This is a genomic window from Streptomyces pimonensis, assembly GCF_041380215.1.
In the GTDB taxonomy this organism is placed as follows: domain Bacteria; phylum Actinomycetota; class Actinomycetes; order Streptomycetales; family Streptomycetaceae; genus Streptomyces; species Streptomyces pimonensis.
Genome location: NZ_JAHWZY010000155.1, coordinates 1 through 373 on the forward strand (window position 1 = coordinate 1; position 373 = coordinate 373).

The 373-nt window shown below is 71.8% G+C and carries 1 protein-coding gene; it reads right to left on the bottom strand.

Annotated elements, in window-relative coordinates:
• Positions 1 to 373: acyltransferase domain-containing protein (locus KYY02_RS33795; protein ID WP_371244925.1), on the bottom strand; the 373-nt coding region annotated here is incomplete at both ends.

Consider the following 373-nt stretch of genomic DNA (forward strand, 5'->3'; position numbering starts at 1 on the left):
GCCACCGGCCGGCAGCACCTGCATCAGCGCACCCCGCGCGGAGACCACCCTCACCGCGTCCGCCAGCGACCACACACCCGCCACATGCGCGGCGGCCAGCTCACCGATCGAATGCCCCGCCAGCACATCGGGCCGCACACCCCAGCTCCGGAGGAGGCGGAACAGTGCCACCTCGACCGCGAACAACGCCGGCTGCGTCACCCCCGTCTCGTTCAACGCCTCGGCGTCCTCACCGAACAACACCCCACGCACCCGCGGGTCGCACACGTCCAGTACGGCGTCCAGGGCCTCGGCGAACACCTCGTACCGCGCGGCCAGTCCGCGACCCATACCCAGCCGCTGCGACCCCTGACCCGAGAACAGGAAGCCCAGC